Annotated in this window: 1 protein-coding gene; it reads left to right on the top strand. The window is 60.8% G+C overall.

The features are described from left to right. Positions 1–174: 174 nt before the first annotated feature. Positions 175–485: amino acid kinase family protein (locus H7U32_RS09905; protein WP_440201459.1), on the top strand; the 311-nt coding region annotated here is incomplete at its 3' end.

Raw genomic sequence — 485 nt, 5'->3', positions numbered from 1 at the left:
CTGGAGGAGCGCGGCCTCGCCCGTTGGTTCAACAAGTAAGCGTAAGCTGCTTTTGAACGGATAGACTTCCATTTCTTTTCCCTTCATCCACGGCCCGTCCGCATAGGTCCTCCTGCCTGACTTTGTGCGGACGGGCCGCACTATTTCAAAATTTATGACCGAGGTGTTTACCATATGGGCAAGCGTATCGTAATCGCGTTGGGCGGCAACGCGCTGGGCAACAACCTGCCCGAGCAGATGATCGCCGTGAAGCAGACCTCCAAGGCCATCGCCGACCTGATCGAGGAGGGGCATGAGGTCATCATCGCCCACGGCAACGGCCCCCAGGTGGGCATGATCCAGAAGGCCATGGCCGAGCTGACCCGGTCCGACCCGGAGAAGTACATCCCCTGCCCCCTGTCGGTGTGCGTGGCCATGAGCCAGGGCTACATCGGCTACGACCTGCAGAACGGCCTGCGGGAGGAGCTGCTGGACCGGGGCATCAA

The sequence above is a fragment of the Bifidobacterium pullorum subsp. saeculare genome (assembly GCF_016899725.1).
Classification (GTDB): domain Bacteria; phylum Actinomycetota; class Actinomycetes; order Actinomycetales; family Bifidobacteriaceae; genus Bifidobacterium; species Bifidobacterium pullorum_C.
Note: the sequence above shows the minus strand (reverse complement) of the source record. Positions and strands in the feature narration are given on the sequence as shown.